Origin of the sequence: Microbulbifer echini, from assembly GCF_041447225.1 — a bacterium.
In the GTDB taxonomy this organism is placed as follows: domain Bacteria; phylum Pseudomonadota; class Gammaproteobacteria; order Pseudomonadales; family Cellvibrionaceae; genus Microbulbifer; species Microbulbifer echini.
On the sequence record NZ_JBGMEL010000001.1, the window covers coordinates 337,498 to 360,448 of the forward strand.

At 55.8% G+C, this 22,951-nt stretch carries 20 protein-coding genes; 6 read left to right on the plus strand and 14 right to left on the minus strand.

Annotation, left to right across the window (positions count from 1 at the left end; all coding sequences use genetic code 11):
- Nucleotides 1-40 precede the first annotated feature (40 nt).
- The 4 genes from ACCI51_RS01410 to ACCI51_RS01425 all read left to right on the plus strand — a co-directional run bounded on the left by ACCI51_RS01410 (nucleotide 41) and on the right by ACCI51_RS01425 (nucleotide 5,209).
- Entirely contained in the window at nucleotides 41-292 is a 252-nt protein-coding gene (locus ACCI51_RS01410; protein ID WP_299579751.1) for an exodeoxyribonuclease VII small subunit, read from the plus strand.
- Entirely contained in the window at nucleotides 293-1,201 is a 909-nt protein-coding gene (gene ispA / locus ACCI51_RS01415) for a (2E,6E)-farnesyl diphosphate synthase (protein WP_371842330.1), read from the plus strand.
- 93 nt (nucleotides 1,202-1,294) lie between these two features.
- Nucleotides 1,295-3,211 carry a 1-deoxy-D-xylulose-5-phosphate synthase gene (dxs, locus tag ACCI51_RS01420; protein WP_371842331.1) on the plus strand — a complete coding sequence of 639 codons (1,917 nt, stop codon included), beginning with the start codon at nucleotides 1,295-1,297 and terminating at the stop codon, nucleotides 3,209-3,211.
- 147 nt (nucleotides 3,212-3,358) lie between these two features.
- Nucleotides 3,359-5,209 (plus strand): DUF885 domain-containing protein, encoded by a 1,851-nt coding sequence (locus ACCI51_RS01425; protein WP_371842332.1) that lies wholly within the window; start codon nucleotides 3,359-3,361, stop codon nucleotides 5,207-5,209.
- A gap of 68 nt (nucleotides 5,210-5,277) precedes the next feature.
- On the opposite strand, the gene ACCI51_RS01430 is transcribed toward ACCI51_RS01425, so the two are convergent.
- Nucleotides 5,278-7,353, minus strand: coding sequence for a TonB-dependent receptor (locus ACCI51_RS01430; RefSeq protein ID WP_371842333.1), 2,076 nt, complete (start codon nucleotides 7,351-7,353; stop codon nucleotides 5,278-5,280).
- A 218-nt stretch (nucleotides 7,354-7,571) separates the two neighbouring features.
- Here ACCI51_RS01430 and ACCI51_RS01435 point away from each other — a divergent pair, with 218 nt between their 5' ends.
- Complete coding sequence (locus tag ACCI51_RS01435; protein ID WP_371842334.1) at nucleotides 7,572-7,889, plus strand: DMT family transporter; 318 nt, start codon at nucleotides 7,572-7,574, stop codon at nucleotides 7,887-7,889.
- A gap of 98 nt (nucleotides 7,890-7,987) precedes the next feature.
- Here the strand turns inward: ACCI51_RS01435 and rsgA are convergent, their stop codons facing one another.
- On the minus strand, nucleotides 7,988-9,115 hold the full coding sequence (gene rsgA, locus ACCI51_RS01440; RefSeq protein WP_371842335.1) for a ribosome small subunit-dependent GTPase A: 1,128 nt from the start codon (nucleotides 9,113-9,115) through the stop codon (nucleotides 7,988-7,990).
- 606 nt (nucleotides 9,116-9,721) lie between these two features.
- Here rsgA and pulA point away from each other — a divergent pair.
- Entirely contained in the window at nucleotides 9,722-13,048 is a 3,327-nt protein-coding gene (gene pulA, locus ACCI51_RS01445) for a pullulanase-type alpha-1,6-glucosidase (RefSeq protein ID WP_371842336.1), read from the plus strand.
- 63 nt (nucleotides 13,049-13,111) lie between these two features.
- Here the strand turns inward: pulA and ribA are convergent, their stop codons facing one another.
- The 12 genes from ribA to ACCI51_RS01505 form a co-directional block, all read right to left on the minus strand.
- Nucleotides 13,112-13,747, minus strand: a complete 636-nt coding sequence (gene ribA / locus ACCI51_RS01450; protein ID WP_371842337.1) for a GTP cyclohydrolase II — start codon at nucleotides 13,745-13,747, stop codon at nucleotides 13,112-13,114.
- A gap of 17 nt (nucleotides 13,748-13,764) precedes the next feature.
- A complete protein-coding gene (locus ACCI51_RS01455) occupies nucleotides 13,765-14,400 on the minus strand; it encodes a retropepsin-like aspartic protease family protein (protein ID WP_299579778.1) in 636 nt (211 codons plus the stop codon).
- 16 nt (nucleotides 14,401-14,416) lie between these two features.
- Nucleotides 14,417-14,905, minus strand: a complete 489-nt coding sequence (locus ACCI51_RS01460; protein ID WP_371842338.1) for a phosphatidylglycerophosphatase A family protein — start codon at nucleotides 14,903-14,905, stop codon at nucleotides 14,417-14,419.
- A gap of 34 nt (nucleotides 14,906-14,939) precedes the next feature.
- Nucleotides 14,940-15,887 (minus strand): thiamine-phosphate kinase, encoded by a 948-nt coding sequence (gene thiL / locus ACCI51_RS01465; protein ID WP_371842339.1) that lies wholly within the window; start codon nucleotides 15,885-15,887, stop codon nucleotides 14,940-14,942.
- A gap of 10 nt (nucleotides 15,888-15,897) precedes the next feature.
- Nucleotides 15,898-16,341 (minus strand): transcription antitermination factor NusB, encoded by a 444-nt coding sequence (gene nusB, locus ACCI51_RS01470; protein ID WP_299579787.1) that lies wholly within the window; start codon nucleotides 16,339-16,341, stop codon nucleotides 15,898-15,900.
- Between the two features lie 65 nt (nucleotides 16,342-16,406).
- A complete protein-coding gene (gene ribH / locus ACCI51_RS01475) occupies nucleotides 16,407-16,877 on the minus strand; it encodes a 6,7-dimethyl-8-ribityllumazine synthase (protein ID WP_299579790.1) in 471 nt (156 codons plus the stop codon).
- A 65-nt stretch (nucleotides 16,878-16,942) separates the two neighbouring features.
- Nucleotides 16,943-18,055 (minus strand): bifunctional 3,4-dihydroxy-2-butanone-4-phosphate synthase/GTP cyclohydrolase II, encoded by a 1,113-nt coding sequence (gene ribBA, locus ACCI51_RS01480; RefSeq protein ID WP_299579793.1) that lies wholly within the window; start codon nucleotides 18,053-18,055, stop codon nucleotides 16,943-16,945.
- Nucleotides 18,056-18,154: 99 nt separating this feature from the next.
- Entirely contained in the window at nucleotides 18,155-18,823 is a 669-nt protein-coding gene (locus tag ACCI51_RS01485) for a riboflavin synthase (RefSeq protein ID WP_371842340.1), read from the minus strand.
- Nucleotides 18,823-19,968, minus strand: a complete 1,146-nt coding sequence (ribD, locus tag ACCI51_RS01490) for a bifunctional diaminohydroxyphosphoribosylaminopyrimidine deaminase/5-amino-6-(5-phosphoribosylamino)uracil reductase RibD (RefSeq protein WP_371842341.1) — start codon at nucleotides 19,966-19,968, stop codon at nucleotides 18,823-18,825. Before ribD ends, ACCI51_RS01485 begins: the two co-directional genes overlap by 1 nt.
- On the minus strand, nucleotides 19,965-20,432 hold the full coding sequence (gene nrdR, locus ACCI51_RS01495) for a transcriptional regulator NrdR (protein WP_299579802.1): 468 nt from the start codon (nucleotides 20,430-20,432) through the stop codon (nucleotides 19,965-19,967). The genes ribD and nrdR overlap by 4 nt, the downstream gene beginning before the upstream one ends.
- Before the next feature lie 149 nt (nucleotides 20,433-20,581).
- The gene (glyA, locus tag ACCI51_RS01500; RefSeq protein WP_299579805.1) at nucleotides 20,582-21,850 is read right to left on the minus strand and encodes a serine hydroxymethyltransferase; all 1,269 of its coding nucleotides are present in this window, start codon (nucleotides 21,848-21,850) and stop codon (nucleotides 20,582-20,584) included.
- 215 nt (nucleotides 21,851-22,065) lie between these two features.
- Nucleotides 22,066-22,563, minus strand: coding sequence for an outer membrane beta-barrel protein (locus ACCI51_RS01505; protein ID WP_371842342.1), 498 nt, complete (start codon nucleotides 22,561-22,563; stop codon nucleotides 22,066-22,068).
- Nucleotides 22,564-22,951 lie beyond the last annotated feature (388 nt).

The window sequence follows — 22,951 nt, forward strand, 5'->3', positions numbered from 1 at the left end:
GCCAGCGGCTAAGGTTGCCCCGCAATTACGAGGCAATGCTATGGCGGCGAAGAAAAAATCGGCAACCTTTGAACAGAGCCTGGAGGCCCTGGAAGAATTAGTAGAGCGCCTGGAGGCCGGGGACCTACCCCTGGAAGAGGCTCTGGCCGACTTTGAGCGCGGAGTTAAACTCACCCGCGAGTGCCAGAAGAAACTGGCCAGTGCCGAGCAAAAAGTCAAACTTCTAATGGAGGAGAACGGCAGTATTCGCGAGCTGCCATTCGATACCGACGACTCCCAGGGCGACGCCTAAGTGAGTACTTTGCCACAGGCCCCCAAACTCCAGAGCTTCCTCAAAGAATCTTCACAGCGTGTAGAAACTCGGCTGCATGAGACTCTCAGCGAACCCGGCAGCGATGCGGACAAGCTCTTTGAGGCAATGCATTACGCGGCGCTCGGGCCGGGTAAACGCCTGCGCCCAGCGCTCGTTTATGCCTGTGCCGAGATTTTCCATGGGGTCGATTTTGATGCGGCAAGATGCGACTCCAGCGCCGCCGCCGTGGAATGCATCCACGCCTATTCGCTGATACACGACGACCTCCCGGCCATGGATGACGATGACCTGCGCCGGGGCCGGCCCACTTGTCATATCGCCTTCGACGAGGCCTGCGCAATTCTCGCCGGGGATGCTCTGCAAACCCAAGCATTTGAACTGCTGCTGACAGACAGTTCCGAACCCTGCCTAAAGCTACAGCTTCTACAGGAACTCGCCAGCGCCTCCGGCGGCCGGGGGATGGTCGCAGGCCAGGCGATTGATTTAGATTCTGTGGACAAATCACTGTCCCTGGAACAACTGGAGACCATGCACCGCTTGAAGACAGGTGCACTCATACGCGCCAGTGCGCGCATGGGCGCCCTGCTCGGCGGCGCCGATAGCGCACAACTGGAAGCTCTTACCCGCTATGCCGAGGCTATTGGTCTGGCCTTCCAAGTTCAGGACGATATTCTCGACATCACCGTAGACACCGCTGTACTGGGCAAGCCACAAGGGGCGGATGCCCTGCTCAACAAGCCCACCTATGTCTCCCTATTGGGCCTCGATGCTGCGAGAGAAAAGTTACGAGGCCTGCATAGCGAGGCCCTAAACGCTCTCGAAACCCTTCCCGGCGATACACGATTGCTGAAGCAGCTGGCGGATTACATCGTCCAACGCAGCCATTGATTCGAGGCATTCGCCCCGCCATTGGGATGCAATATGCCCCTCACAGGCATACAATCCCCTCACTATTACCATTTGTAGCAATTGAACCGTTTGATGCTCGAAGAAATTCCACGCACACGCCCGCATACGCCACTGCTCGACGCCATCGACGAGCCCGCCCAACTGCGCGCACTCGATGAACGCCAACTGCCCGAACTCGCCAGCCAACTGCGCGAGTACCTGTTGTTCTGCGTCGGCCAAACCGGCGGACACTTTGGCGCCGGCCTCGGTGTAGTGGAGCTGACCATCGCCCTGCACTATATCTACAACACTCCAGAAGACCGCTTGGTCTGGGATGTGGGTCACCAGACCTACCCCCACAAGATCCTCACTGGCCGCCGCGAGCAGATGCTCAGTATGCGCCAGCAGGGCGGCCTGTCCGGTTTCCCCAAGCGCAGTGAGAGCCCCTACGACACCTTCGGTGTGGGCCACTCCAGCACTTCGATTGGCGCCGCTCTGGGTATGGCGCTGGGCTCTCCCGAGGAGCGCAAAGTAGTGGCGGTGATCGGCGACGGCGCCATGACCGCTGGTATGGCCTTTGAGGCCCTCAACCACGCAGCTCACACCGGCCGGGATATGCTGGTTGTGCTCAATGACAACAGTATGTCGATATCAAAGAATGTCGGCGGCCTGGCCACCTATTTCGCCAAAATCCTGGCCAGTAAAACCTACCTGAATATGCGCGAGGGCAGCCGTAAAATACTTTCGGCCATCCCCAAGGCTTGGCAATTGGCGCGGCGCACAGAGGAACACGTCAAGGGCATGATCACCCCGGGCACTTTATTTGAGGAGCTGGGCTTCAATTACGTGGGTCCGCTGGACGGGCATAATATGCACGACCTGGTGCACACCCTGCGCAACTTGCGCAGCCAACCGGGCCCGCAGCTGCTGCATATAGCCACCACCAAGGGCAAGGGCTTCGGCCCCGCAGAAGCGGACCCCGTGGGCTATCACGCACTGAACAAGCTGGAGCCCAAGAGCAAGGTCCAGGTCGCAGTGCCGGGCAAGAAAAAACTGCCCAAATACCAGGATATCTTCGGCCAGTGGCTGTGCGATACCGCGGCACAGGACGAGCGCTTAATCGGCATTACCCCCGCCATGTGCGAGGGCTCGGGTATGGTAGATTTCTCCCAACGCTTCCCAGAGCGTTTCCACGATGTCGCCATTGCCGAGCAGCACGCCGTCACGCTCGCCGCCGGCCTCGCCTGCGAAGGGCAAAAACCGGTAGTGGCTATTTACTCCACCTTCCTGCAGCGCGGCTACGACCAAATGGTGCACGATGTAGCCATCCAGAACCTGGATGTCACCTTTGCCATCGACCGCGCCGGTCTGGTAGGCGAGGACGGCCCAACCCATGCAGGCAGCTTCGATCTGACCTTTATGCGCTGCCTGCCCTTTCTCGCTATTGCCGCGCCCAGCGATGAGAACGAGTGCCGCCAGCTACTGTATACCGCTTACTGCCACGATGGCCCCGCTGCAGTGCGCTACCCTCGTGGCACGGGTATGGGCACCGCGCTCGAGGAGGAAATGCGCGAATTACCTGTCGGCAAGGGCCGCTTGTTACGCGAGGGCAGCAATGTAGCAATTTTGAATTTTGGCACAATGCTCTCCCCAGCGATGGCCGCAGCTGAGCGCCTCGGTGCCACCGTAGCGGATATGCGCTGGGTAAAGCCACTGGATGAAGCCTTGATTGATGAACTGGCCGATAGCCACCAATTACTGGTGACGATTGAGGAGAATACTATTGCCGGTGGTGCCGGCAGTGCCGTACTCGAGTATCTCAACGCTTCGGCCAGGACCATGCCCGTACTGCAGTTGGGACTGCCCGACCAGATTATCGAGCACGGTAAACACCAGGATCTGCTCGCCGAAATTGGCCTCGATGCCACAGGTATTGAGGAACAGATCCGCCGACGCCAACAGCTGCTGGGCGGGCACAATTTTATCGACCGCGCCGCCGCAGCCAACTGAGTCAGCGGGCCCGATAACCTCTGGTTAACGGGCTCGCTCAAACATTGAGTTCTGCCAACGAGTACCTGCCACGTACTTTGCATTCGGCAGGTACCACCGGGCTTGCCGCCCACCTATCCATTGGCTTCCGCTTGCTTTGGGGGAAAGATGTCACTACTCAAGAAAGCCCTTATTACTTCGATCAGCCTGATCGCCAGCCTCAACGCTGCCGCCATGGAGCAAAGGGATTTCAAGAGGGCTTTCAGAGCCCTGCCTTCAGAAAATGCCTCTGAACAACTGGTGGCCCTGCAAGACCTGCGCTACCGCTGGATCATGGAGAGCTTCCCCAGCCAAGCCACTTACGAGGGGTATCCCGGCCATAACGATCGCTGGGCGGACAATTCCAGCAAAGGTATACAGCAACGCCAAGAGCAGACACGTCAACTGTTGGGCGCCGCCCGCAATCTCAACGTTGACACATTGCCCAAACAACAACAGCTCGACTACCAGTTGCTGTACCAGGATCTGCTCGGCGAAGTAAAGGGCTTCCAATTCCCCGATCACTTGCAGCCCGTCACCCATATGAGTGGCATCCAGCGCAGTGTGCCTGCCGTTATTAACAGCATGCCCAGACGCACCGTGGCCGATTACGAAGATATTCTGGCACGCCTCGCCAAGCTCCCCGCGCTGGTCACGCAAACACAGGCACTCATGCAACAGGGCATGAGAAAAGGTGTTACCCCGCCGCAGATCACTCTGCGTGACCTGCCCCGACAGATCCGTGCCCTGATCCCCCTAAACCCAGAGCAGAGCCCTCTACTGAAAACCTTTGCGGATATGCCCAAAGCTATCCCCAAAGCAAAACAAAAAAGCCTGCGCCAGCGTGCCCTCGGTATCTACCGCGGGCAACTGTTGCCTGCCTGGCGGGGCATGGCCGAATTTGTCGAGAGAGAATATATCCCAGGAGCGCAGAAGAGCATCGCTCTCAGCAGTCGCCCAGATGGCCTGCGCTGGTATGCCCATGCGGTGCTGACGAACACCACCACCGACCTGAGCCCGGAGGAAATCCACCGCATCGGTCTCGCCGAGGTGCGGCGTATCCGTGGAGAAATGGATAAAATTATTCAAAAGGCAGGTTTCCAAGGGGACTTTAAAGCCTTTACCGAATTCCTGCGCACAGATGCGCGTTTTTATCACACCAGTCGCGAAGACTTACTGAGGGATTACCGGGATATCGCCAAACGCATCGATGGCGAGTTACCGGCATTATTCGGCACCCTGCCTAGATTGCCCTATGGCGTGAAGCCCATCCCCAGGTACTCGGAGCAGTCGCAAACAACCGCCTATTACCAACCGGGCTCTAAAGAAGCCGGACGCGCCGGTATTTTCTTTGCCAATACTTACAACCTCCCCAGCAGACCCAAGTGGGAAATGGAAGCCCTGACTGTGCATGAGGCGATGCCTGGACACCACTTACAGATTGCCCTGGCACAAGAGCAAGCTGATATTCACCCACTGCGACGCATGACCCTGTATACCGCATTTGTAGAGGGCTGGGGCCTCTATTCCGAAAGCCTCGGGTATGACTTGGGTTTATACAAAGACCCCTACAGCGAGTTTGGTGCACTGACCTACGATATGTGGCGCGCGGTGCGCTTGGTGGTGGACACTGGAATGCATCAACTGGGCTGGAGTCGCGAACAGGCCATTGAGTACTTTATGGATAACAGCGCCAAGCCATTGCACGATGTCACTGTGGAAATTGACCGCTACCTGGTCTGGCCCGGACAAGCTCTGGCCTATAAGCTGGGCCAACTCAAGATTAAAGAGTTGCGGGCGAAAGCCGAGGAAAACCTCGATAGCAATTTTGATATCCGCGGCTTCCACGACGCCCTTCTCGGCGCCGGCGCCCTGCCCATGAATATTCTTGAAGCTCGTATGGATCGCTGGATTGAAAGTCAGGGCTCTACATCGGCCCGGTCAACCTCGTCTCCAACCCAGCAAGCCTCAGCAGGCTAGGAAAAAAGGCAGGTATTTCCTGCCTTTTTTATTACCGAGCCACTTTCGTTGAAATTCATATAATCTTCTTACCACTCGGAAGATACAGACAGATAAATCGAGCGGGGCTCACCAGGAAAATACCTTTCTCCCACAAAACTGCTGTAGTCCGCTCGTTCTGCATAGGACTTATTCGTAAGGTTCAACAATCTTGCCGAAAGGGCCCAGCGATCAAATTCCCACCGAGTTCGCAAGCTCCATAAATTGTGTCCGGAATATTCATGCTGATTCTGGGGGTCAGTGTAGTAACGCCCCTGCTGCAACCACTCCAGCTCAGCCGTCATCTCCTGCCTCGGTTGCCACTGCAGACGATAGCTACCGAAAACCCTGGGGGCTGAGTCCACCAGATGGCCATCCAATAACACACCCTGCAGCGCTCGCTGATCACGATAACGATGCTCCGCATAACTGGAAGCTGTCTCTACTCGCCAATCCTGGGCGAGTGCATAGCCAAGCGCCAATTCCACACCGCGATGTGCGGTTTCTCCGTTGGACTGGTTAAAATATTCCGTATCCCGAAAAATCACATTGCGCTTGCGCATTCCATAAGCCACCAGCTCATAGGAAAAGCGCTCTTTAAAGCCTCGCACCCCCAATTCAATACTACTGATTTGCTCAGAATCCAATTCAGCAACCGTCTGCTCTCGCTGTAAACGGTAAAGCTCTGTCGCTTGGGGAATACGATACCCCCAAGCCATATTTGAAAAAAGCTGTATGTTGGCACTGAGTTGAAAAGTAGCCCCCAATTTTGGCGACCAATTATGGAAACGGTCTTTACGGTCTTCCGGTCGGCTAAACCTGCAACCGTCAAAGCCGCAGGGAGTACCATCCTCAGCAGTACGACCCGACAACATTTTATTGTTGTAGTCATATTGCACCGACTCAAAACGTATTCCGCCGTAAAGTGTCAAAATATCGCTAACACGCCAAGTCATTAAGGTGAAAGGAGAGACGCTGTAAGTATCAACTTGATAGTCGTAGTGTTTTCCGACTGGAATAGTCGCCTGTAAAAAGTCTGACCCCTCTGTAAGCCTCTGCTGAATTTCCCGTAAATAACCATGGGTAAACTCCGCGTCGAGCCCCATTACCACCTCCAAGTCGTCTCCCCCGACAAAAAGGTAACGGCTCCGCAGACCGGCACTCTCCTGGCCATTTTCTTCCAGCGCCTGCCCCGGTAGATAGTGCTGTAAAAAACGCATATCTGTTTTTCTTAGATAAGGCGTCAATAACAGCTGTCGCCCATTGCCCAGTTCGATATCAAACTTGGAGTAAAGTCGTATCGCAGAGGCATCGCGAAATGCTTCGGGGTTTGGGTTTTCCCTGCTGAATTGCTGGTCCCGATATGAATACGAGCCTTCGATATACCCTGCGGTTTCCTGGTTCAAATTGGTGACTGCCAGGCGAGTGCGAATGTCTGCTCGCCCCATTGTCACCAGATGCTGGAGACTGAGCTTTTGCTGATCGTATCCAGATTGGTGCCGGTAACCACCATCCGATGCCAGGGAAAGATCTGCACGGACATCCCCCCTTTCAGAAATCGCAGTTCCTACTGAAATATTGGTTCGGTAGTAATCGTGTGGGCCGGCTTCAAAACCTAAAGTGCCGCTGAGGCCTGAAGTATTTCTGCCAATTTCTGGGCTAATAATATTTACTACACCGTGCATAGCGTTGGAACCATGCAGGGTACCTGCCGGCCCCCGAATAACTTCCACTCGCTGGGCCATTTCACTGTGGGATTCAAACAATTCATTAATGTTACAGAAGCCATTTGCCCGCAGGGGGATGCCATCCTCCATGGTCAGCACACTGCCACAGGCTCCAGCGCCCGACAGCACTGGCGAGCGCAATGCAGGCAAATATTCCTGGCCATTGCCCCTTGCCACATTGGCACCAGGAATCCTAACCAGACTCTGCTGGATATGGTTGTGATTAACCAGCTGCAGTACCTGCTCATCAATCAATGAGAGACTATCCGGATAGCGCTGTATTTGCCTCTCAAAATGGCTGGCCGTTACTACTAACGTTTCAACATGCTCTGGACCAGCCAGAATAGTCTGACTTATTGCCAACAAAATTAGTCCCAGGCTCTTAGGTTTTTTAAACATGCTTCCAGCTTATTCTTCCTTTTACATTAACCAACAATACAGGACCGTGAGTTTGTTTTCTCGCGCTGACCTAAATCCGTTCAAGCCTCCAAGTTAATCAATCAACTTTCTTTAATTTACGAACAAAGTGGCAGACTGCTATTCCCCGACCTAACCTCCTGAAGGACAGTGCAGTAAGCACTTCTTAAATAAAAAATTACGCCTTAAAGAGGAAAAAAATGGCCTGGTTCTACCTGTTAATAGCTGGTATCTGTGAAATTGGTTGGGTAGTTGGCCTGAAAATATCCCAGGAAGTACCCACCCGCGTATTAGGTGTTGTGTTGGCGGCTGTATTTATTAGCCTTAGCGGCTATCTACTGTGGCTCGCACAGCGGGAAATTCCTATTGGCGTCTCTTATGCTGTCTGGACCAGTATCGGTGCCGCCGGTGCCTTTCTGGTGGGGCTTATTTTCTTCGGTGAGACCGCCAGTCTCGGCCGGTATCTCGGCGTATTGTTAATTATTGCTGGTGTTGTCACATTAAAACTTGCCGGCTAGCCTTCTGTCCTTCGTTGAGGGCAGCCACAGCTGCCCTCAATACGTAGAGTCATAACACTTACAGGCCTAAAAGGCCTGTAACCTGGATCGCCACAATATCAATTTTCCCCAGGATATTTACGAAGACGCGCTTGGTTTTGAACAGAGCGATACAATTGTGAAAGCGCTCGATCACCAGCACGTTTCTGCGCTAATGTATGGCTATTTCGGCAGAGCTCTCGTTGCAGCTTTTGCCAATTTTGTAAGCGTCGCTCTTCCATAGAGCCATTTGCTATTGCCTTTTGGACGGCACAGCCCGGCTCTGACTGATGCTGACAGTCGGAAAAACGGCACTCCCTGGCAAGCTCATCCAGATCTGCAAACGTCTGCGCCAGACCACCTTCAACATGTACCAATCCGAATTCCCGCATACCAGGGCTATCGAGTAGCAACGCCCCCCAACTGAGAGGGTGGAGAGAGCGCTTCCGTGTCGTGTGGCGGCCCTTACTATCGGCTTCGCGAATTTCCCCGGTCTCGGCCAGGGGCTCTCCAGACAGCGTATTGAGCAACGTGGACTTGCCCACTCCCGACGAGCCCAACAGCGCGATGGTCTCCCCCGGCAGACACCACAGGCGCAGCTGCACCACGCTGTCTTTATCGAGACTATTCACTACCGCGACCGGTAATTCGCCGAACGGGCGCAATGCTTGGAGGAAGAGACTGTGATCTTCACACAAGTCAGCCTTACTCAATATCAAGTGGGGACGACAACCGGACTCCTTTGCCAGGGCCAGGTAGCGCTCAATGCGAGACAGGTTAAAGTCCTCATTCATGGAGGAAACAATAAAAACGCTATCCACATTGGCGGCAATCATTTGCACCTGCTGACCTCCGGGGGCCATTCGTTCAAACTGGCTGCTGCGATTCAGCATACGCTCAAAGTGAGCGGTTTCCCGCTGTAACAACAGCCAGTCGCCCACCGTAGGCATGTTCAAGGCCACGTTAGCGGTTAATGGCAGGGACACTATTCCTTGCTCACCCGCCAATTCCAACCGGTTGCGGTGCACCGCCATGACCCTCAGTGGAAGCGTTTGCTCCAGCTCTTCGAACGACAACTGCTGTAGAAAGAATGGCTTCCAGCCGAGTTTTTCTAGTGGAGAGACCTCGCGCGTGCGCTCATTAGAGAGGCCTGCAGATTGGATGCCGTGCCTGCTGACAGAACGACGGAAAAAGTGTGATTTACTCAAGATTGAAACCCTCTGGGCGCAAGAATGCACCTAGCGACCACCAATATGCGGTCAACAGAGCTTTCTTAAGGGAAAGCCCGACGTTTTGGAGTCTATCGCCGGGCGAAGCAGCTCGAGGCTACTACGGGACCCGGCGGAGGGTTGTAACAATCATCAATCATCCTCCGCGGTAAAATGAAATTCTGGACCCGGCCAAAAGCGCTGGCGGGTTAAGGGCAAATTAGCACTGCTTGGGTATCGGGGCAAGTCGATGGCTTCAGAAGAGTTCCCCCGCCACAAAAAGTAAAGCCGGCAAAAGCCGGCCTTCGAATCCGATTACAGCGAGTGCATCACCTTTCTCGACCCACAGTAACCTGATCAGTTGAGTATAGATCCGGCTTTTCCTTTCGCCATCTCCCTTACTCGTGAAACATCTTCTCCCGCAGGTATTTCCACCAAATGACGCTTTTATAACGGTTTTATGACAACCCTAATCTCTCGACCCGCGGCCTCCACCTCCATGGGGTGGGAGGTCACCACTGCATGACTGCGCTTCAATGCTTGCTGAGAGAAACGCAAAAGCCATTTCCAAGCTTACAAAGCACATAACAACAAACGGAAAAAACCATGCCAATCGCAAAATTCACAGAACCCGGTACAAGGATGGGGCTGATTCTGGGTACGCTTTTCTGCTCCATTCATTTACCCGCCTGGGCCTCAGACACGCCAGATCCCACAGCGGTCAATATTCCCGGTAACCTACAAAGCCAACTGGGTTGCGATGGGGACTGGCAGCCGGACTGCGCGGCCACCATGCTCCGTTATGACAGTGACGACGACAAGTGGCAGGGCCGCTTTTTAATGCCCGCTGGCAATTGGGAATATAAAGCGGCCCTCAACCGTCGCTGGGACGAAAACTACGGTCAGGGCGGGCACAGCAACGGTGCCAATATTCCACTCAATCTGGACGAGGCCCGCGAGGTCAAGTTTATCTACGACCACGAAAGCCACTGGATCACCGATAACACCAACAGTGTGATCGCAACCCTAGCTGGCAATTTCCAATCTCTGCTGGGTTGTCCGGAAAACTGGCAGCCGAATTGCCTGCGCACTTGGATGCAGGACGCCGACGGTGATGGCACCTACGCCTTTGTCACCTCCGCGCTACCCGCTGGCACCTACGAGTTCAAAGTGGCCCTGCATGAGGGTTGGGACGAGAGCTATGGCAATGATGGGGACAATGTCAGCTTTTCCGTGGCGGCAGACCATGACGAAATCTACTTTGCTTTTGAATCCACCAGTAAAGCGATAACCGTCAGCAGCGACGGCTTTGCCAAAGGTGATCTCAGCCGCGATAAAGCCCACTGGGTAGATGCCACCAGCTTCGCCTGGGATATTCAGCTTGAGGAGGGCGGCACTGTCAAATTGCACTACAGCCCGAGTGCCGAATTAAAGTTGGAAGATGGCGATGTCCTCTCAGAGGGCGCCATCGATCTCACTGCTCTCACCGCCCTGCCCGACAGCACCCAGCAAAAATTCCCACACTTGGCCGCCTTCAGCTCCTGGCAACTGCCCGAGCAGGCTTCCCTGAATGATCTGGTAATCCAGCAGCTTGCCCTCGCCGCTTACGATGCCGATGGCAAGTTACTCGACGCCTCCGGTGTCCAAATGGCCGGTGCCCTTGACGATCGCTTTTACTACGACGGTGATCTGGGTGCCCGTGTTGGCGAAGACCATATCCAGCTCGATCTCTGGGCCCCCACCGCGCGCTCGGTAAAACTGCATCTCTTCACCGACCCATCAAGCGAAACCGCCGATCGGGTTGTCTCCATGCAGCGCGACGAATCTAGCGGCGTTTGGACTGCCGATATCAACAAGCATTGGGACCGGGGCTTTTACCTCTATGAGGTAGAGGTTTACTCCTATTTCAGCCGCCAGATTGAAGCCAACCTGGTAACCGACCCCTATTCCCTCAGCCTCTCGATCAACAGCGGCAAGAGCCAGATCGTCAACCTGGACGACCGCGACCTGAAACCGCGTGGCTGGGATCGCCTGCGCAAACCCAAGCTGGCCCAACCGGAAGATATCAGCATCTACGAACTGCATGTGCGCGACTTCAGTATTGCGGACAGCACTGTGCCCGAAGCAGAGCGCGGTACCTTTAAGGCCTTCACACGATACTACAGCGAAGGCATGCGCCATCTGCGTAAACTGTCCCGTGCGGGCCTCACCCATATCCATCTCTTGCCGGCCTTCGACTTTGCCACCGTGAATGAAGACCGGGCGCAACAACAGCAAACCCCAGATCTTTCCATCTACGCCCCAGATAGCAGCGAGCAACAGGCCCAAGTGGACGCGGTGCGCGATACCGACGGCTTTAACTGGGGTTACGACCCGTTGCACTACACCGTTCCCGAAGGCAGTTACAGCACGGCCCCCGATGGCATTGCGCGCATTCACGAGTTCCGCCAGATGGTACAGGGGCTCTCCCACTCCGGCCTGCGCCTGGTAATGGACGTGGTGTATAACCACACCAGTGCCTACGGCCAGTACGACAACTCCGTACTCGACAAGATTGTCCCTGGCTATTACCACCGCCGGAGTGTGAATGGCGATGTGGAAATGAGCAGCTGTTGTGCCAACACCGCCAGCGAACACGGGATGATGGAAAAGCTGATGATCGACTCCCTTGTCACCTGGGCCCGGGCCTACAAGGTGGACAGCTTCCGCTTCGATCTGATGGGGCACCACAGCCTCGCGAATATTCTCAAGGCCCAGGCGGCACTGCAGTCGCTTACCCCTGAAGCCGATGGTATCGATGGCAACGCCATTTATCTTTATGGCGAGGGCTGGAACTTCGGCGAAGTGGCCGATGATGCCCGTTTTGTGCAGGCCCGCCAAACCAATATGGCCGGCAGTGGTGTGGGTACCTTTAACGATCGCCTGCGGGACTCAGTGCGCGGTGGCAATCCCTTCGGCGGCTTTGAGGAGCAGGGTTTTGCTACCGGCTTGTTCACCGACAGCAACGGCAAGTTCGAGGGTAATGACGAGCGCGCCACCCTGCTGACCCTGGCAGATAAAGTCCGAGTTTCCCTGGCCGGTAACCTGGCGGATTACCCTTTTGAAGATGCCAGCGGCAATATCATCACAGGCAGCGAGCTGATCTACAACGGCCAGCCCACCGGCTATACCGCCGACCCGCAGGAGTCCATCAACTATATCGCCGCCCACGATAATGAGACGCTATTCGACGGCATCCAAATTAAGGCCAGCGATAACGCCAGCTTACGCGAACGAGTGCGTATACAAGCCTTCAGTAACGCTCTAGTGCTCTTCGCCCAGGGAGTGCCTTTTATCCACGCCGGCCAGGATTTCTTGCGTTCCAAGTCGATGGATCGCGACAGCTACAACTCCGGAGACTGGTTTAACGCCCTGGATTTCAGCCTCGCTACCGATAACTGGGGCGCGGGCCTGCCGATCGCGGATAAAAACGAGGACGCTTGGCCCCTGATACAGCCTCTACTGGCAAACCCGGAACTGGCGCCCAAGCGTCGCCACCGTTGGTGGAGTGCCGCCCTGTTCCGCGAGCAACTGGCCATCCGCAACAGCTCGCCCCTCTTCCGCCTGCCGGAGGCCGAATTGGTAGAAGCGCACCTCAACTTCCTCAATACGGGGCCCGACCAGGTGCCGGGACTGATTGTGATGGAACTATCCGATCAGGACGGCAGCATTGATCCACGCTTTAAGCGTGTGGTGGTGCTGTTTAATGGGGATGATGAAACGGTAGAATTTTCCAGTGAAAACCTGCGTGGCAAATACTTACACAAGCACCCACGCCAGCGCCGCTCTATCGATCCGCGCCAGTACTGGGTGAAGTTCGATCGTGATAACGGTCGCTTTACCCTGCCCGGCCGCACGACCGCGGTATTCGTACAATTCCATCGCAGAGATTAATTTTGCGGAAATTAAAAAGGCCGGATAACTCCGGCCTTTTTATTGAGGAGAAAAAAGAGAGAGTTACTTTTCCTCTCCCCCTCCCTCTCCTTCGCCTTCGCCTTCATCCCCATTCTCAAACAGGTGTCCAAGTTTCCCCTTCTTGGTGGATAGATACTTGGCATTGTGAGGGTTGCGCCCGGACTGGTGCGGCAGACGCTCGAAAACCTCGATACCCAAATCCTGCAACGCTTTCACTTTACGCGGGTTATTGGTCATCAGGCGAATCGCATGAATACCCAGATGCTCAATCATCGCTTTCAGAATCGAGTAGTCCCGCATATCGGCTCCAAAGCCGAGCTGCTCATTGGCTTCCACCGTATCCGCACCGCAGTCCTGCAAATGGTAGGCACGAATCTTATTCAATAAGCCAATACCACGTCCTTCCTGACGCAGATAAAAAATCGCACCGCGTCCCTCCATGGCAATACGATGCATCGCGTGTTGAAGCTGGGCTCCGCAGTCGCAACGCAGGGAGAAAAGCGCATCACCGGTCAGGCACTCGGAGTGAATGCGGGCCAGCAGAGGTTCATCGGTATCGAAGTCCCCCATAGTGAGCACCACGTGCTCCTTACCGGTCTCCACTTCTTCAAAACCGTGCATCTCAAACATTCCCCAAGAGGTGGGCAGCTTTGAGGATTCCACATAACGAATGGTCAACTTAAAACCTCTTCAAGTCAGTTGCGGGCGCGCAGTATCAGCACACCACTCTGCTGTTGCATATCTACCCGGCCGAGAAAACTGTTTCCCAGAAGTACCACTTGGGGAAAGTTATCCGTGTGCACGGTAGCTTCTACATTGTGCAATTTAATGCCACCGATGGTGACACTGCTGAGATTGATCAAATAAGCACTGGTCATACCGCTTGCCGTCGACACCGGTATACGTTTGGCACCGCTGAGATTTAAACCGAGACGCTGGGCGGTAGGGTAATTGATCGCCAGGGTGCTCGCCCCCGTATCCACCATCACCCCAACCCGCATACCATTGATCCAGGCTTCGGTATTAAAGTGGCCGCGACGATCCCCCATCAAACGCACCTCGGCGCGCTCGGCCTGGGCATAACTGGCCGCGATCGGCGCATCGAGTGTCAGTTTTTGCTCTCGCCCATTCACACGAATGCGGGCGTAGCTAGTGGTCGCCTCAAGGAGACTCACCCCTTCCGGTGATTTTTTCCCCGGTTTGAGAATGTGCTGCCGACCGTCAATCTCCAACATGGCACTATCGCCAAACAGGCCCTTCAGCTGTACCTGCTGGGCATTAGCTGCGCAGGAAATCAGTACACCCAACAAAAGCCAAAATGCCTTTCGCATCGATAATCCCTATCTGCTAAGCACCCATAAACCACGCAGTGATTTGCAACACCAAGCCCGCGTAAACAGCCGCCAGTATATCGTCCAGCATAATCCCGACGCCACCTTGAACACGCCGATCCGCCCAACCAATCGGCGGGGGCTTGGCGATATCGAACAGGCGAAATAGTACAAAACCATACAGGGCCCAACCCCAGCCTACCGGAGCTAGAAACATGGTCAGCCAATAGCCCACCATTTCATCCCAGACAATTCCCCCGTGGTCGTGGACCCCCAGTTTGCGCGCGGCCGTGCCGCACAGGTAACAACCCAGCAGGCCCGTCACCACAAGGATTCCCAGGTACCAAAGCGGGGAGAGATCCTTCATCAGCCACCAGAAGGGAATCGCGGCCAGGGTGCCAAAGGTGCCCGGCGCCTTCGGCGCCAAACCCGAACCAAAGCCAAATGCCAGCATCAGAGAGGGATCACGCAAAAGCTGGGAGAAACTTGGGTTTTTTATGCTCATCGTTTTATTTCCGGCTCTTCCCGGCCAATGCCACTTAAAAGTGCTTATATCCCGTGGAGGATACCTGCCAGGGATTGCCATTATGCCAACAGCGCACCCCGGCATCGCCCTCGGTGAGGATACCGATCGCAAATATCTCCAGGTCCAGCTTGTTTAATTTCGCTACCTGCTGTTGGGGCACAGTGAAACACAGCTGATAATCATCGCCACCAGTCGCCGCCCGTTCCAGGGCCTCCTTTCCGGCGAGTGCCTGCGCCAGGGGGGCAACGGCCAGCTGCTCCAGATAAACATCGGCACTGACACCACTGGACACACAGATATGTCCCAGATCCGCCAGTAGACCATCGGATATATCCAAGGCGCTACTGGCTAACTCGGAAATGGCCGAGGCCAAGGCAAACTGGGGCTCTGGAAAAAAGTAGGCCGCTTCGGCCTGGCGCTGTGTCTCAGGATCTACCCGCTGCTCTCCCAGAATCACCGGCAGGGCAGCGGCGGCGGCGCCGAGGGGGCCACTGATATAGACATGATCACCTGGGGAGGCGCCGTCCCGGCGCAGAGGCATTTCCGTGTGTCCGATCACCTGAAGTGTGATCGATAAGGGACCTGCGGTCGTATCGCCCCCCACCAGGGAAACACCAAACTGCGCGGCAGTCTGCAGTAAGCCATCGGCAAACTGGCGCAGCCACTGCGCATCACTGCGAGGCAGGGTCAATGCCAAAGTGAACCACAGAGGGCGGGCATTCATGGCGGCCAAATCGCTGAGGTTTACCCGCAGCGCGCGCGCGGCGATCGCCGCGGGGTCCGCATCCTCAGGAAAGTGCCGGCCCGCCACCAGGGTGTCCATGGAGGTGGCCAGCTGGCCCGAGGCAGGTGCTTGTAAAAGCGCGCAATCATCGCCAATTCCCAACACAACGCCCTCGCCCTGTGCGGCACTGGCGAAATAATCGCGGATAATTTCAAACTCGCCCGGCGCAGTTCCCATAGCGTTGACTTCAGGATTTCTTGTCAGCGGTCACTTCCGAAGAACGCAGGTCTGCGGCAGTTTTATCCAGAATACCGTTGATATACTTGAAGGCATCGGTAGGACCAAATTTCTTCGCCAGGGCCACCGCTTCGTTGATCACTACTTTGTAGGGTACATCGATACGGCTTTTTAGTTCGTAGGTTGCCATGCGCAGCAGAGCACGGGATACCGGGTCCAGGTCTTCCACTTTGCGATCCAGGTGACTGGAGTAAGCGCCTTCCACTTCGTCGAGATTCTTGGCGACCCCGTGGAAAATATCGCGAAAATAGGCCACGTCGGCTTTGCTCATATCGTTGTCGGCGTGGAACTCGGCCTCAATGGCATTGAGACTGGCGCCAGCCATTTGCCATTGGTAGAGCGCCTGCATGGCGTAGTGGCGCGCCTTGCGGCGAGCGGATGCAGTTACGGTCATTATCTTTTCCGGTAAATACTTCTCAGAGTGGGCAGTGCCGGCATCATTGGCCGGCGCTGTGGCAATTAAATTTTGCCGAGCAGTGAAACCATTTCCAGTGCGGTTTCGGCGGCTTCACAGCCTTTGTTGCCAGCCTTGGTGCCGGAGCGCTCAATGGCCTGTTCAATGGAGTCCACGGTGAGTACACCGAAGGTCACCGGGATTCCCGTGTTGAGGGAAACCTGGGCCAGGCCTTTCGTACATTCACCGGCCACATATTCAAAGTGCGGGGTTCCGCCGCGAATCACCGCGCCCAGGGCGATAATCGCATCGAATTTCTTGCTCTCAGCCAGCTTCTGCGCGGCCAGCGGGAATTCGAAAGCACCCGGTGCGTAGTAGATGGTGATGTCCTCATCCTTGATCCCCTTGCGGCGCAAAGTATCGAGGGCGCCATCTTTCAGGCTCTCCACTACAAAGCTATTCCAACGGCTCACCAGCAGTGCGTACTTGCCAGTGCTGCCGACAAAATCCCCTTCAATCACTTGAATATTGCTCATAATTATTAATCCGTATTTTTCCCAATCCCGCGCAGCGACGAAAGTGCCGGGGCATTGCTGTACTGTTACTCTTCGACGTTCAGGTATTCTTCCACTTCCAGCTCAAAGCCGGAAATAGCGCTGAACTTAAACGGCGCACTCATCAAGCGCATCTTGCGCACTTTGAGATCGCGCAATATCTGCGAGCCGGTTCCCACTTGCTTGTATACCAAGTCCTGGCTCGGGCGCTGCTGCTTACCGCTGATCAGCCAGTCGATACTCTCTTCGATTTCCTCGGTCGTCTCGTTGTGACAAATCAACACCACCACACCCTTGCCCTCTTTCTCGATGCGCTGCATCGCGCGGCGGAAAGTCCAGGGGATAAATTTCTCATCACCGCGCTGAATCGTGAGTACATCGCGCAGAGTGTTGCCCACATGTACACGCACCAGAGTTGGCTCCTCTGGCGTGGGCTCTCCCTTGATAAAGGCGAAGTGGCGCTCACGACGCGCCTTGTCGAGGTAGGTAAGCAGCTTGAATTCACCGAATTCGGTACGCACTTTGCGCTCATTCACGCACTCGACGGTCTTTTCGTGTAGAGCGCGGTAGGTGATCAGATCGGCGATGGTGCCGATCTTGAGGTTGTGCTCCTTGGCAAACTGCTCCAAATCCGGGCGGCGCGCCATGGTGCCGTCTTCATTCATGATCTCAACGATCACCGCCGCCGCCTCGAAACCCGCCAGGCGGGACAGGTCACAACCCGCTTCCGTATGCCCGGCGCGACTCAGAACACCGCCGGGTTGCGCCATAATCGGAAAAATATGTCCGGGTTGTACGATATCGCTGGCCTTGGCATTTCTGGCAACCGCAGCGCGCACAGTGCGGGCGCGATCTGCAGCAGAAATACCCGTGGTCACACCTTCGGCGGCTTCGATGGAAACGGTAAAGTTGGTGCTGAACTGGGCACCGTTATCCCGCGACATAAGCGGCAGGTCCAGTTGCTCGCAACGCTCGCGGGACATAGGCATACAGATTAAGCCGCGGGCGTGGGTGGCCATAAAGTTGATGTCTTCGGCGCGCACCTGCTCCGCCGCCATCACCAGGTCACCCTCGTTTTCGCGATCCTCGTCGTCCATCAGGATCACCATCTTGCCCTGGCGGATATCGTCGATCAGTTCTTCAACTGTATTTAGTTCCATTGTTAACTCTGGATAAATTTATCAATTGCAAATTGAGTGGCTTTCCCTGCAGTGACACTCACCCGCCCTCACTGGCGCGGCATGCCGGGATGGGGCCAGCTAGCGCTTGTAAAACCCGTTTTGGGCAAGAAATTCTAGGGTCATACCCTGGCTACTGCTACTGGATTGCGCAGCCTCCTCACCGAGGAGCAGACGCTCTAAATAGCGCGCAATCAAGTCCACTTCCAAATTGACCCGGGTGCCGGCCGAGTAAGCCTGCATAATGGTTTCCTGCAGGGTATGCGGCACTATGGTGAGTTCAAACTCAGCGCCATCCACCGCATTCACCGTGAGGCTGGTGCCGTCGACGGTAATCGATCCCTTGTGGGCAATATAGCGGGCCAGGTTATCCGGCGCGCGCAGTCGAAAACGCTCGGCGCGGGCCTCAGATTTACGCCACACCACCTCGCCGATGCCATCCACATGGCCGCTGACAATATGGCCGCCAAGGCGGGTTTGCGGTGTGAGGGCTTTTTCCAGATTGACCCGATCGCCTTTTTTCCAGCGGCCTACACTGGTCACATCCAGTGTTTCCGCAGAGACATCTGCCCAGTAACCATCGCCGGGCAGGCCCACAACAGTGAGACAGACACCATTGGTGGCGATGCTGTCACCCAGCTGTACATCGGCAAGATCCAGCTTGCCGCTCCTGACCCGCACCCGCAGATCACCACCCTGGGGATTCAGCTCAGCAATCTCGCCAACGGCTTCAATAATTCCGGTAAACATCAGCGCTCGATATCCGTGGTTGCGGTAATGCGCCAGTCGTGTCCGACCGCGCGCATATCGGTAATCGTTATCGGCAGAATCGAGCCCATGCGCTCGATCGGCAATTCAAACAGCGGGCGTGCAGTGCTGCCGAGCAGCTTGGGGGCGAGGTAGACAATCAACTCGTCTACATGCCCCCGGTACAGGAACTCACCGGAGAGCGTCGCGCCGCTTTCAATCAACACCTCGTTACATTGGCGCCGCGCCAACTCTTTTAGCAGAGCCAACAGATCAACCCGGCCCTCTTTGTCCTGGGGCAAAACGACCACTTCGGCACCGGCCTGCTCAATACGCGCGCGACGCTCAGTATCGGCGCGCTCAGTGGTGCACACCAGTGTGGGGGCATCCCCCTGTAAAATAAAGGCTCTCGCCGGTGTACGCAGCTCGCTGTCGACAATTACCCGCAGGGGCTGCACTTCCGCCGCCTGCTCAGCTTCGAGCAGCTCCAATGCCATCTCATCGGCGCGCACATTCAGGTTCGGGTTGTCGGCACGCACTGTCTCGACCCCGGTCACGATTGCGCAGCTGCGCGCACGCAGGCGCTGCACATCGGCGCGCGCAGCGGGGCCGGACACCCACTTGGATTCCCCGCTGGCCATGGCGGTGCGACCGTCCAGGCTCATCGCGGACTTGCTGCGCACTAGGGGTAAACCCAACGTCATGCGCTTGATAAAACCGGGGTTGAGGGCACGGCAGCGCTCTTCGAGCACCGGCCCTTCCACTTCAATGCCCGCATCGCGCAATTTCTGCAGGCCACTGCCGGCAACTTCGGGATTTGGATCTTCCATGCCGTAGACCACCCGGGCAACCCCGGCCTTTACCAGCGCCTCGGCGCAGGGCCCGGTGCGGCCGGTATGGCTGCAGGGTTCAAGGGTCACATACACCGTGGCTCCGCGAGCCCGCTCAGCGGCGACACGCAGAGCTTCGATTTCAGCGTGAGCTTCACCTGCGCGCTTATGCCAGCCCTCGGCAACGAGATTGCCTTCACCATCGGTGATCACACAACCTACCCGGGGATTGGGCATGGTGGTATAGAGTCCGCGCTCCGCCAGCTGAATAGCGCGGCCCATAAGTGCCCGGGCACTCTCTACAGCAGATTGAGTCATTGCGTTTGGTTTTCCTTACTGGTCAGGCGTTCAATCTCTTCACTGAACTCGCTGACATCTTCAAAGCGCCGATATACAGAGGCAAAACGCACATAGGCCACCTGATCCAGCTCACGCAACTGCTCCATGACCAACTCACCGATAGCCCTTGCGGGCAACTCTCGCTCACCGGTTGCGCGCAGGGCGTGCTTGATCTGGGAGACTGCGGATTCCACCCGCTCAATACTGACCGGGCGTTTTTCTACTGCGCGCTGGATACCCGCGCGTAACTTGTCTTCATTGAAGGGTTCGCGCTGGCCATTTTGCTTGATGACTCTGGGCAACAGCAGTTCGGCAGTTTCAAAGGTGGTAAAGCGCTCATGGCATTCGAGGCACTCGCGCCGGCGGCGCACCTGATCGCCCTCGGCCACCAGGCGGGAATCAACTACTTTGGTTTCTTCTGCGCTGCAGAAAGGACAGTGCATGTGGGATCGTCCCCAGGGGAGTGGAAAATGGCCCGCAGTTTACCACAGCCGCTGCACCCTGTGACTGCACAGCGCACTGCGCCGGTGCAGCGCCCGACTACAGCCATAAAAAAAGCGGCTCGCCGAGCCGCTTTTCTTTACAAGGCCGATCAGGCCTTCTTGTACACCGGGAACTGTGCACAGATTTCCAGCACCTTCTGCTTCACATCGGCGATGGTCGCCGCTACATCGCCACCTTCCAGTGCGTCCAGAATATCGCAGATCCAGTGCGTCAGTTGCTGGGTTTCCTTTACACCAAAACCGCGCGTGGTAATGGCCGGAGTACCGACACGCAGGCCGCTAGTGATAAAGGGCGAGCGCGGATCATTGGGCACCGCGTTCTTGTTTACGGTGATATTGGCATTACCCAGAGCTTCATCGGCGTCTTTACCGGTGTACTCTTTACCAATCAGGTCAACCAGCATCAGGTGGTCATCCGTACCGCCGGACACAATGTTAATACCGCGATCGAGGAAGGTCTCTGCCATTGCGCGGGCATTTTCTACGACCTTCTTCTGATAAGCCTTGTATTCCGGGGTCATGGCCTCTTTGAAGGAAACCGCTTTTGCCGCAATGACGTGCATCAGGGGGCCGCCCTGGCCACCGGGGAATACGGCTGAATTCAGCTTCTTCTCGATGTCTTCGTTGGCGCGGGCCAGGATAATGCCGCCGCGCGGTCCGCGCAGGGTTTTGTGGGTTGTGGAAGTCACCACATCTGCGTGCGCAATTGGCGAGGGGTATTCACCGGTAGCAACCAAGCCGGCCACGTGCGCCATATCCACAAACAGGTAGGCACCCACTTTATCGGCGATCTCGCGGAAGCGAGCCCAATCCATGACTCGGCTGTAAGCGGAGAAACCGGCCACAATCATTTTCGGCTTGTGTTCCAGAGCCAGACGCTCCACCTCTTCGTAATCCACCTCGCCGGTTTCCGGGTTCAAACCGTACTGCACCGCGTTGTAGATTTTGCCGGAGAAGTTGACGCGGGCACCGTGGGTCAGGTGACCACCGTGGGCCAGGCTCATCCCTAACACTGTGTCGCCGGGAGCACACAGGGCCTGGTATACCGCGGAGTTGGCCTGAGAGCCGGAGTGCGGCTGCACATTGGCGTAGTCGGCACCAAACAGCGCCTTGGCACGCTCAATCGCCAGGGTTTCCACCTTATCCACATACTCACAGCCACCGTAGTAACGCTTCCCTGGGTAGCCCTCTGCATATTTATTGGTGAGGCTGCTGCCCTGGGCTTCCATGACTTGCGGGCTGGTGTAATTCTCGGAGGCGATCAACTCAATATGGTCTTCCTGGCGAGAATCTTCTTCGCAGATAGCTTCCCAGATTTCGGGGTCGTAAGAAGCGAGCGTGACAGATGAATCAAACATGGTGTTCCCTCGGTAATGCGGGCTGAGTAGAGACTTGTGAACTCGAAACCACTGTGCTCAGGCCTTGCAACTTGGCCTCAGGCGCCAACAGGTCGCACTGGCTACTCAAACAATCCTGAGCATTTTAGAAAGGCGCGCATTGTACACCAAGGCTCGAGGTATTGCGCAAAAACGCAAACGCAGCCCAATGGCCGCGCTTAGAAAAAATGACTGCCTTAAAAACGAACAACCAAAGAGCCCGACCAATAGTCCACGTCAGACTCAATAAAGGTGTATTCCGTCTCGAACAAAACCCGCTCGGTCAGCTTAAATCCGGCACCAATGCCCGCAGACGCACCGCTATCCGAGTATTCGCCAAAGTGATCAATCTCCAGCTCTTCACGGAGGTAACCAAGGCGACCCTTGAGATAAATATCACCCTCGGAACGGTAAGTTGCATAAATCGCCTGGGTCGCCAGAGAGTAATTCTCTGCGCCCCAGTAGTGGTAATTGAACTCACCTTCGACTACAGAATTAGTGAGTTCTGTTTCCAGGCCCCAACCGGAATTCCAGCTATACCCCGCACGAATGCCGGCATTGAGGGGGCTATCATCCCCGCTGACATCGGTGTTCATTACACCAAAAACAGCTCCGACATAGGCGCCTTCTGCCTGAACAGCTGTGGAACATGCTAAAACCACAACGGCAACCAAGGATCTAATACCAAAACCCATCACCTTCCCCTTACTTATGAAGATATATAAAGGCGGCGGATTATAGATTCCAACGAGATGTATGCAAGTGCTCACTTACCTGAATAGAGAACGACTGAAACCGTGCGCTAAAAGAGTTGCAAGGAGCAGCCTTACAAGCTGGAAAGGACGGGGGAAGCACAGCCTCCTCCGATTGAAGAGAAGGCCCAACCCCTCGGGTAAGGCTTATGTATTGACCACAGATTGCTGACCACAGAGACACTAAACAAAAATTCAGTACCGAGCGTGAATCCCTCGGTCTTCTTGCCCAAACAAACGGAACACTGGGTCAGATACACGACTCTGTCAGTATCGCACCAACCTTCAACGCGAGTTCTTCGCACTGGACGGTATCACGCCATGAATTAAT

Bases quoted from the DNA above. Each gene is read 5' to 3' on its own strand.
- ACCI51_RS01410 (WP_299579751.1), top strand. From the start codon at position 41: ATGGCGGCGAAGAAAAAATCGGCAACCTTTGAACAGAGCCTGGAGGCC.
- dxs (WP_371842331.1), top strand. From the start codon at position 1,295: ATGCTCGAAGAAATTCCACGCACACGCCCGCATACGCCACTGCTCGAC.
- ACCI51_RS01425 (WP_371842332.1), top strand. From the start codon at position 3,359: ATGTCACTACTCAAGAAAGCCCTTATTACTTCGATCAGCCTGATCGCC.
- ACCI51_RS01430 (WP_371842333.1), bottom strand. From the start codon at position 7,353: ATGTTTAAAAAACCTAAGAGCCTGGGACTAATTTTGTTGGCAATAAGT.
- ACCI51_RS01435 (WP_371842334.1), top strand. From the start codon at position 7,572: ATGGCCTGGTTCTACCTGTTAATAGCTGGTATCTGTGAAATTGGTTGG.
- pulA (WP_371842336.1), top strand. From the start codon at position 9,722: ATGCCAATCGCAAAATTCACAGAACCCGGTACAAGGATGGGGCTGATT.
- ACCI51_RS01455 (WP_299579778.1), bottom strand. From the start codon at position 14,400: ATGCGAAAGGCATTTTGGCTTTTGTTGGGTGTACTGATTTCCTGCGCA.
- ACCI51_RS01460 (WP_371842338.1), bottom strand. From the start codon at position 14,905: ATGAGCATAAAAAACCCAAGTTTCTCCCAGCTTTTGCGTGATCCCTCT.
- thiL (WP_371842339.1), bottom strand. From the start codon at position 15,887: ATGGGAACTGCGCCGGGCGAGTTTGAAATTATCCGCGATTATTTCGCC.
- nusB (WP_299579787.1), bottom strand. From the start codon at position 16,341: ATGACCGTAACTGCATCCGCTCGCCGCAAGGCGCGCCACTACGCCATG.
- ribH (WP_299579790.1), bottom strand. From the start codon at position 16,877: ATGAGCAATATTCAAGTGATTGAAGGGGATTTTGTCGGCAGCACTGGC.
- ribBA (WP_299579793.1), bottom strand. From the start codon at position 18,055: ATGGAACTAAATACAGTTGAAGAACTGATCGACGATATCCGCCAGGGC.
- ACCI51_RS01485 (WP_371842340.1), bottom strand. From the start codon at position 18,823: ATGTTTACCGGAATTATTGAAGCCGTTGGCGAGATTGCTGAGCTGAAT.
- ribD (WP_371842341.1), bottom strand. From the start codon at position 19,968: ATGACTCAATCTGCTGTAGAGAGTGCCCGGGCACTTATGGGCCGCGCT.
- nrdR (WP_299579802.1), bottom strand. From the start codon at position 20,432: ATGCACTGTCCTTTCTGCAGCGCAGAAGAAACCAAAGTAGTTGATTCC.
- glyA (WP_299579805.1), bottom strand. From the start codon at position 21,850: ATGTTTGATTCATCTGTCACGCTCGCTTCTTACGACCCCGAAATCTGG.
- ACCI51_RS01505 (WP_371842342.1), bottom strand. From the start codon at position 22,563: ATGGGTTTTGGTATTAGATCCTTGGTTGCCGTTGTGGTTTTAGCATGT.